This is a genomic window from Streptomyces sp. P5F9 (assembly GCF_057961495.1).
This window is the reverse complement of sequence record NZ_JBXVPZ010000473.1, coordinates 1-7234: the sequence shown is the minus strand read 5'-3', so window position 1 is coordinate 7234 and position 7234 is coordinate 1. Positions and strand designations below refer to the sequence as shown.

Below are 7234 nucleotides of genomic sequence, written 5' to 3'. Positions count from 1 at the left end.
CGAAACCGAACCCCACCAGACTGCCCGACCAAACAAGATCAGCAAAGGCGGTCGCCGAATCCGCCAACAAAGTCCTTCAGGGCTCGGGAGGAATGGCTTCTCTGGACTGCTCTGACGCCCGCCTTACAGCGGGCGTTTTTGCTGCTCGATGTACTCCTTGATCACGGATAGTGGGGCCCCGCCGGCGGACGCCGCGAAGTATGAGGGTGACCAGAAGTGCGCGCCCCACAGGTACTTGCGAATGTGGTCGGCGTACTCCTTGCGGAGGTAGTGGGCGGACACGCCCTTAAGTGATCCGACCAGGGTCGACAGCTTGATCTGCGGCGGGTAATGAATGAGGAGGTGAACGTGATCGCGTTCGCCGTTGAACTCGCGCAGCTCGGCGTTGGCCTTCTCGCAGACCTCGCGCATGATCTCTTCGCAGCGGGTCAGGATCTCGTCGGTGAAGACTCCGCGCCGGTACTTCGGGACAAAGACCAGATGTGCATGGAGAGAATAGATGACGCTGCGGCCTCTACGGATATCAGGGTCTGGTTCCCAGCGTGGTGACATAGACACGATGCTACGATGCTTGTGTGAAGATCGTTGTGCAGGTTCGCCTCATGCCGACGCCGGAGGTGGCGTCGGCGTTTGAGTGCACTTTGCGCACGGCGAACGGTGCGGCGAACTGGTTGTCGGGCCAGGCGTATGAGCGTGGCGAGACTTCCCGTAAGGCGTTGCAGGGCTTCGCCTACCGCGACCTGAAAGACCGGGGTCTGTCGGCTCAGCCCGCGCTGCATGTGCTGCGGAAGGTCGCCGACGCCTACACCACCCTGCGCGCCAACATCCGCGCCGGGAACCTCGGCAAGCCCGGAAGCAAGCGGCGCACCAAGGCCGAGTCCAAGCCGGTCGTCTTCCGGCCGGACGCGGCACAGCCGTATGACGACCGGTGTCTCAGCTGGCAGGTGGACGACCAGACCGTCAGCATCTGGACCACCGCCGGACGTACGCAGGGCGTACGGTTCGCCTGCTCCGAGCAGGCCCGCAAGCTCCTGGCCGAGCACCGCAAGGGCGAGTCCGATCTTGTCCGCCGTGACGGCATGTGGTTCCTCGTCGCCACGTGCGAGGTCCCCGAGGCCGAGCAGTACGAGCCGACCGATTTTCTCGGCGTGGACCTGGGCATCGTCAACATCGCCACCACCTCGGACGGGGAGATCCATGCGGGACGCGGGCTGAACCGCTACCGCAAGCGCCAGCTCGCCCTGCGGGCGAAGCTTCAGAAGAAGGGCACCAAGTCCGCCAAGCGGGTCCTCACGCGACAACGCCGCAAGGAGCGGCGTAAGGCAACCGAGGCCAACCACGTCATAGCCAAGCGCATCGTGACCGAGGCTGAACGCACCGGGCGCGGAATCGGCATGGAAGATCTTGCCGGTATCCGCACCCGCGTACGGCTGAGGAAGCCCCAACGGGTCGCGTTGCATTCCTGGGCGTTCGCCCAGCTCGGACGGTTCGTGGAGTACAAGGCCCGCAGGGCCGGTGTCCCCGTGCTGTTCGTCGACCCCGCCCACACCTCCCGCATGTGCGCGGAGTGCGGACACACAGACAGGCTGAACCGTGTCTCTCAGGGACGGTTCGCGTGCCGGTCGTGCGGATTCGTTGATCACGCCGACCGTAATGCCTCCCGCAACATCCGTGCTCGCGCACGAGAGTTGTGGCGAAGCGGGGCGGAGTCACACGCCCCTGCACCCGCTCAGGGTGCTGGACGGAGGAGACCACCCAGCAGCCAGTTGGGCTCTACCTCCAAGCCTGGCCCTTCAGGGCCGGGTAGTTGACACAGGCCGTGATCACAGGCGTGATCAGAGCAGCGGCCCCACCTCGGTCCCGAACTCGCTCATCTGGTCGGTGAGTTCGGTCCGGTCCCGGCAGCGGAACCGCACCTGGATCTGGTCCACGCCCATCGCCCCGTAGGCGCGAAGGGACTCGGCGAGGACCTCGGGCGCCCCGGTGAGCGTGCGCCGCCCGACCTCCCACCCCGGATCGCCGACGTACAGCGGCTCGGTGATCGCCCCGAACACGAACGGCCCTTCTACGGCGGCCTCTTCGCGCAGCCGCCGTATCCGCTCGATCTGCGCGGGCAGCCGGTCCCGCGGGTCGCCCTGCGGCAGCCACCCGTCCGCCTTGAGTGCGGCCCGGCGTACGGCGGCGGGGGACGATCCGCCGCCCCAGAGGGGGACATGTTCCTGCGCGGGCCGGGGCCGCTGCCCGAGTCCCTCGAAGTCGTACAACTTGCCGTGGTGCTCGGGGAATTCGTCCGGCCCGAGCGCGGCACGCAACGCGTCGATCGACTCGTCGAGGACCGGCCCGCGCCGCTCGAAGTCGACCCCCAGCGCCTCGAACTCCTCCTGTACGTGCCCGGCACCGACCCCGAGGATCAGCCGGCCCCCGCTCAGGTGGTCGAGGGTGGCGTACTGCTTGGCGGTGAGCAGCGGGTGGCGTAGGCCTACGACCGCGACGTGGCTGAGGAGTCGGACGCGTTCGGTGACGCCCGCGAGGTAGGAGAGGGTGGCGACGGGGTCGTACCAGATCGTGCTCATGGCGGCGGCGAGGCGGCGCGGGACGCCGACGTGGTCGCAGCCCGCGATGTAGTCGAAGCCCGCCCGGTCGGCGGTCCGGGCGATCTCGACGAGGTCGGCGGGACCGGCGTCGGCCTCCCAGGGCTCGGCGTAGATGGTGCTCTGGGACTGGACGGGCAGCTGAATGCCGTAGGCGGGACTGCTCACTTGGGGCCCTCCCACAGGCCGTCCGGCGTCAGGCCCAGCAGCTCGATCGCGTTGCCTCGTACGATCCGTTCGACCACGTCCGGTGCCAGGTGGCCCATCTGTGCCTCGCCGACCTCGCGGGACTTGGGCCAAGTGGAGTCGGAGTGGGGGTAGTCGGTCTCGTAGAGGACGTTCCCGACGCCGATCGAGTCGAGGTTCTTCAGCCCGAACGCGTCGTCGAAGAAGCAGCCGTAGACGTGCTCGGTGAAGAGTTCGGACGGCGGGCGGTGGACCTTGTCGGCGACGCCGCCCCAGGCGCGGTTCTCCTCCCAGACGACGTCGGCGCGTTCCAGGATGTAGGGGATCCAGCCGATCTGGCCCTCGGCGTACATGACTTTGAGGTCCGGGAAGCGTTCGAACTTGCCGCTCATCAGCCAATCCACCATGGAATAGCAGCAGTTGGCGAAGGTGATCGTCGACCCGACGGCGGGCGGCGCGTCGGCCGAGGTCGACGGCATACGGCTGCTGGAGCCGATGTGCATGGCGATGACCGTGCCGGTCTCGGCGCAGGCGGCGAGGAACGGGTCCCAGTCGTCGGTGTGGATGGAGGGCAGGCCGAGGTGCGGGGGTATCTCGGAGAAGGCGACGGCGCGGGCGCCGCGGGCCGCGTTGCGGCGGACCTCCGCGGCGGCCAACTCCGGGTCCCACAACGGGATGAGAGGCAGTGGTATGAGGCGGCCGTTCGCTTCCGGGCCGCACCACTCCTCCACCATCCAGTCGTTGTAGGCGCGGACGCAGAGCAGGCCGAGTTCGCGGTCGGCGGCCTCGGTGAACGTCTGGCCGCAGAAGCGGGGGAAGGTGGGGAAACACAGGGCGGACTGGACGTGGTTGACGTCCATGTCGGCGAGCCGGGACGGGACGTCGTACGACCCGGGACGCATCTGCTCGTAAGTGATGACTTCGAGCTTGATCTCGTCCCTGCTGTAGCCGACGGCGGTGTCGAGGCGGGTGAGGGGGCGGTGCAGATCCTCGTAGACCCACCAGTCGCCGATGGGGCCGTCGTCGCCGGGCTCGCCCATGACGGGCTTGAACCGGCCGCCGAGGAACGTCATTTCCTTCAGTGGCGCGCGGACTATGCGAGGGCCGGTGTCCAGGTACTTCTTGGGCAGCCGGTGCTGCCAGACGTCGGCGGGCTCCACGGTGTGGTCGTCGACGGAGATGATCAGAGGGAGGGTCGCCTGGTCGGTCTGCTGGGGGTTCTGGGTGTCCATGGCGCTCACGGTAGCGCCGATCTGACGACCCGTCAGCTAGCTGGATCCGGGTTCGGGGTGCTCGGTTGTGTGCGGATCTGTGCGGAGGCGGTGTGAGGGGCTTGTGATATCCCGCGCGGCCACCTGTGAGCGGTGTCTCCGAGAGCTGACGCATCCGCCGCGGACAAGGCAAACTGTCGTAGTGAACAGGCTTGCCTAGGGGGAACGGCGATGGACGGTGGACCGCGAGTACCGGAGCAGCGGCGCCCCGGGTCCGGCTCGGAGGAGTCGACCGCGCTGCGCTTCAGCGTGCTCGGTCCGGTACGTGCCTGGCGGGGCCCTGTTTCGCTGAACACGGGCTCGCCGCAGCAACGCGCCCTGCTGGCCGCGCTGTTGCTGCGCGAGGGCCGGACGGCGACCGCCGGTGAGCTGATCGACGCCCTGTGGGGTGACGACCCTCCGTCGCAGGCGCTGGCCGCGGTGCGCACGTACGCGTCCCGGCTGCGCAAGGCGCTGGACGCCGGGGTCCTGGTCAGCGAGTCGGGCGGGTATGCCGTACGGGGGCTGCCCGAGGGCGCGTTGGACGTGGCCGAGGTCCAGGACCTCGCGACCGGGGCGGAGAAGGCGAAGTCGGCGGGTGACCTGTGCCAGGCGCGGGACCTGCTGGGCCGGGCGCTGGCGCTGTGGGACGGCGAGCCGCTGGCCGGGCTCCCGGGCCCGTACGCGGAGGCGCAGCGCGTCCGCCTGGAGGAGTGGCGGCTCCAACTCCTCGAATCCCGGCTGGACATGGACCTGGAGCAGGGCTGCCACGCGGAGGCCGTCAGCGAGTTGACCGCCCTCACCGCGGCCCACCCGCTCCGCGAACGCCTCCGCGAGCTGCTGATGCTCGCCCTGTACCGCTCCGGCCGCCAGGCGGAGGCCCTGGCCGTGTACGCGGACACCCGGCGCCTGCTCGCCGACGAGCTGGGCGTGGACCCGCGCCCCGGCCTGCGCGAACTCCAGCAGCGCATCCTCCAGGCCGACCCGGGCCTCGCGGAACCCTCCGCACCGGCGGCGGAGACCGTGGCAGCCCCGGTCCGCCCCCACCAACTTCCGGCAACAGTCCCGGACTTCACCGGCCGCGTGTCCTTCGTGTCCGAACTGAGCGATGTCCTGGCCTCGGCGGAGGGCCGCGTGATGGCGGTGTCGGCGCTGGCGGGAATCGGCGGCGTCGGCAAGACGACCCTCGCGGTCCACGTGGCCCACCAGGCCCGATCCGCCTTCCCCGACGGCCAGTTGTACGTCGACCTCCAGGGCGCGGGCTCCCGGTCCGCCGAACCGGAGACCGTACTGGGCGCGTTCCTACGGGCGTTGGGCACCCCGGACTCCGCGATACCGGACTCCCTGGAGGAACGCTCCGCGCTGTACCGGTCGGTGCTGGACGGCCGCCGGGTGCTGGTGCTGCTGGACAACGCGCGGGACGCGGCCCAGGTACGCCCCCTCCTCCCCGGCATGGAGGGCTGCGCGGCGCTGGTGACGTCCCGCGTACGGATGGTGGACCTCGCCGGGGCGCATCTCATCGACCTGGATGTGATGTCCCCCGAGGAGGCGCTGCAGCTCTTCACGAAGATCGTCGGCGCCGAACGGGTCGCCGCCGAACGGGAATCCGCCCTCGACGTGGTCGCCGCCTGCGGCTTCCTCCCGCTGGCGATCCGCATCGCCGCGTCCCGCCTCGCGGCCCGCCGCACGTGGACGGTCTCCGTCCTCGCCGCCAAACTCGCCGACGAGCGCCGGAGGCTGGACGAACTCCAGGCCGGCGACCTCGCCGTGAAGGCCACGTTCGAGCTGGGCTACGGCCAGTTGGAGCCGGCCCAGGCACGAGCCTTCCGCCTGCTGGGCCTCGCGGACGGCCCGGACATCTCCCTCGCGGCGGCCGCGGCGGTGCTGGACCTCCCGGTCGAGGACACGGAAGACGTGCTGGAATCCCTCGTAGACACGTCACTTGTCGAATCGGCGGCTCCCGGGCGCTACCGGTACCACGATCTGGTGCGGCTCTACGCGCGTGCTTGCGCGGAGCGGGACGAGTCGTCGCCGACGGAGCGGGGGGCGGCGCTTTCGCGGTTGCTGGACTTCTATCTGGCGACGGCGGCGGGGGTCTACGCGATCGAACGCCCCGGGGACCGGCTGGTCGACCACTTGGAGGAGACCGGCGTCAACGGACTGGTCTTCCCCGATCGCCGCGCCGCCCAGGACTGGCTCTACGGCGAGGCGATGCCGCTGCTGGCCTGCGTACGGCAGTCGGCGGGCGGTGCGACGCTGCGGCGGGCCGTCGACCTGCTGTGGGCCGCGGTCGACCTCGCGGAGTCCGGGGCGAACTTCAAGGAGTACGAGGCGGCCGGCGCCCTCCTTCGCGACGCGGCGCGCGAGGCCGCCGACAGCCGGGCGGAGGGCCGGGCGATCCTGGTGCTCGCCAACGCCCGCCATTTCTCCGGGCAGTTCGAGCAGGCCTACCAGGAGGCACGGCAGGCACTCGCCCTGTCGGAGGCCTCCGCCGACGCGATGCCGTGCTGCTGGGCGGCGAACCTCATCGGCATCTACTCCTTCTACCAGGGCCGCTACGACGAGGCCGAGGAGTTCCTGGAGCGGGCCATCGCGACCTGGCGCGCCAGCGGCGACCTCTCCGGCGCCGCGTCGGCGCTGTGCAACCTCTCCCGCCTGCATCTACAGACGGAACGCGCCGACAGCGCGGTCGACCTCGCCCGCCAGGGCACCGAGATGTACGAGGAACTCGGGCACACCCTCAAGGCGGCCAACGGCCACTACGCCCTCGGGCTGGCCCTGGGCAAGAACAGCCAGCCGGCCGGCGCGGTCGCGCATCTCAACCAGGCGCTGACCGTCTTCCGCACGAGCCGGCAGCGCCTGTGGGAGGGAATGACCCTCTTCCGCCTCGCCGAGGTGGACCTCCTGGCCCAGCGTCCGGCCCAGGCGGCGGCCAACGCCGAGATGGCGCTGACCCCGCTCCGGGAGATCGGCGGCGAGTGGCGGCGCGGGAACGTCCTCACCGTCCTCGGCAAGGCCCTCAACGGCATCGGCCAGTCCGGCCGCGCCCAGGTCTGCTGGACCGAGGCCCTGGAGATCTACGAGCGGCTGGAGTCCCCGGAGGCGGCGGAGGTCCAGGCACTGCTGACACGGGCGGGGGCGGACTGCGCCTGAGGCGCTGCCGAGGGGGTCGCGGGCAGCGTTGCCGGGGGTGTCGCGGGGGACGTC

5 protein-coding genes are annotated in these 7234 nt (G+C 70.1%); 2 read left to right on the top strand and 3 right to left on the bottom strand.

The features are described 5' to 3' along the window. Positions 1-123 precede the first annotated feature (123 nt). Positions 124-552: an IS200/IS605 family transposase gene (gene tnpA / locus AC31A1_RS42845; RefSeq protein ID WP_489658492.1), complete on the bottom strand. Its 429-nt coding sequence runs from the start codon at positions 550-552 to the stop codon at positions 124-126. Between the two features lie 23 nt (positions 553-575). On the opposite strand from tnpA, the gene AC31A1_RS42840 reads away from it, so the two are divergent. Next, positions 576-1811: an RNA-guided endonuclease InsQ/TnpB family protein gene (locus tag AC31A1_RS42840; protein WP_489658491.1), complete on the top strand. Its 1236-nt coding sequence runs from the start codon at positions 576-578 to the stop codon at positions 1809-1811. Between the two features lie 24 nt (positions 1812-1835). On the opposite strand, the gene AC31A1_RS42835 is transcribed toward AC31A1_RS42840, so the two are convergent. Together AC31A1_RS42835 and AC31A1_RS42830 are read right to left on the bottom strand one after the other, a co-directional pair. Continuing rightward, positions 1836-2759, bottom strand: coding sequence for an LLM class F420-dependent oxidoreductase (locus AC31A1_RS42835; RefSeq protein ID WP_489658490.1), 924 nt, complete (start codon positions 2757-2759; stop codon positions 1836-1838). Continuing rightward, positions 2756-4009, bottom strand: coding sequence for an amidohydrolase family protein (locus AC31A1_RS42830; protein WP_489658489.1), 1254 nt, complete (start codon positions 4007-4009; stop codon positions 2756-2758). Before AC31A1_RS42830 ends, AC31A1_RS42835 begins: the two co-directional genes overlap by 4 nt. Positions 4010-4219: 210 nt before the next feature. Between AC31A1_RS42830 and afsR the strand changes: the two genes are divergently transcribed. Further along, entirely contained in the window at positions 4220-7180 is a 2961-nt protein-coding gene (gene afsR / locus AC31A1_RS42825) for an SARP-family global regulator AfsR (protein ID WP_489658488.1), read from the top strand. Positions 7181-7234: the final 54 nt, after the last annotated feature.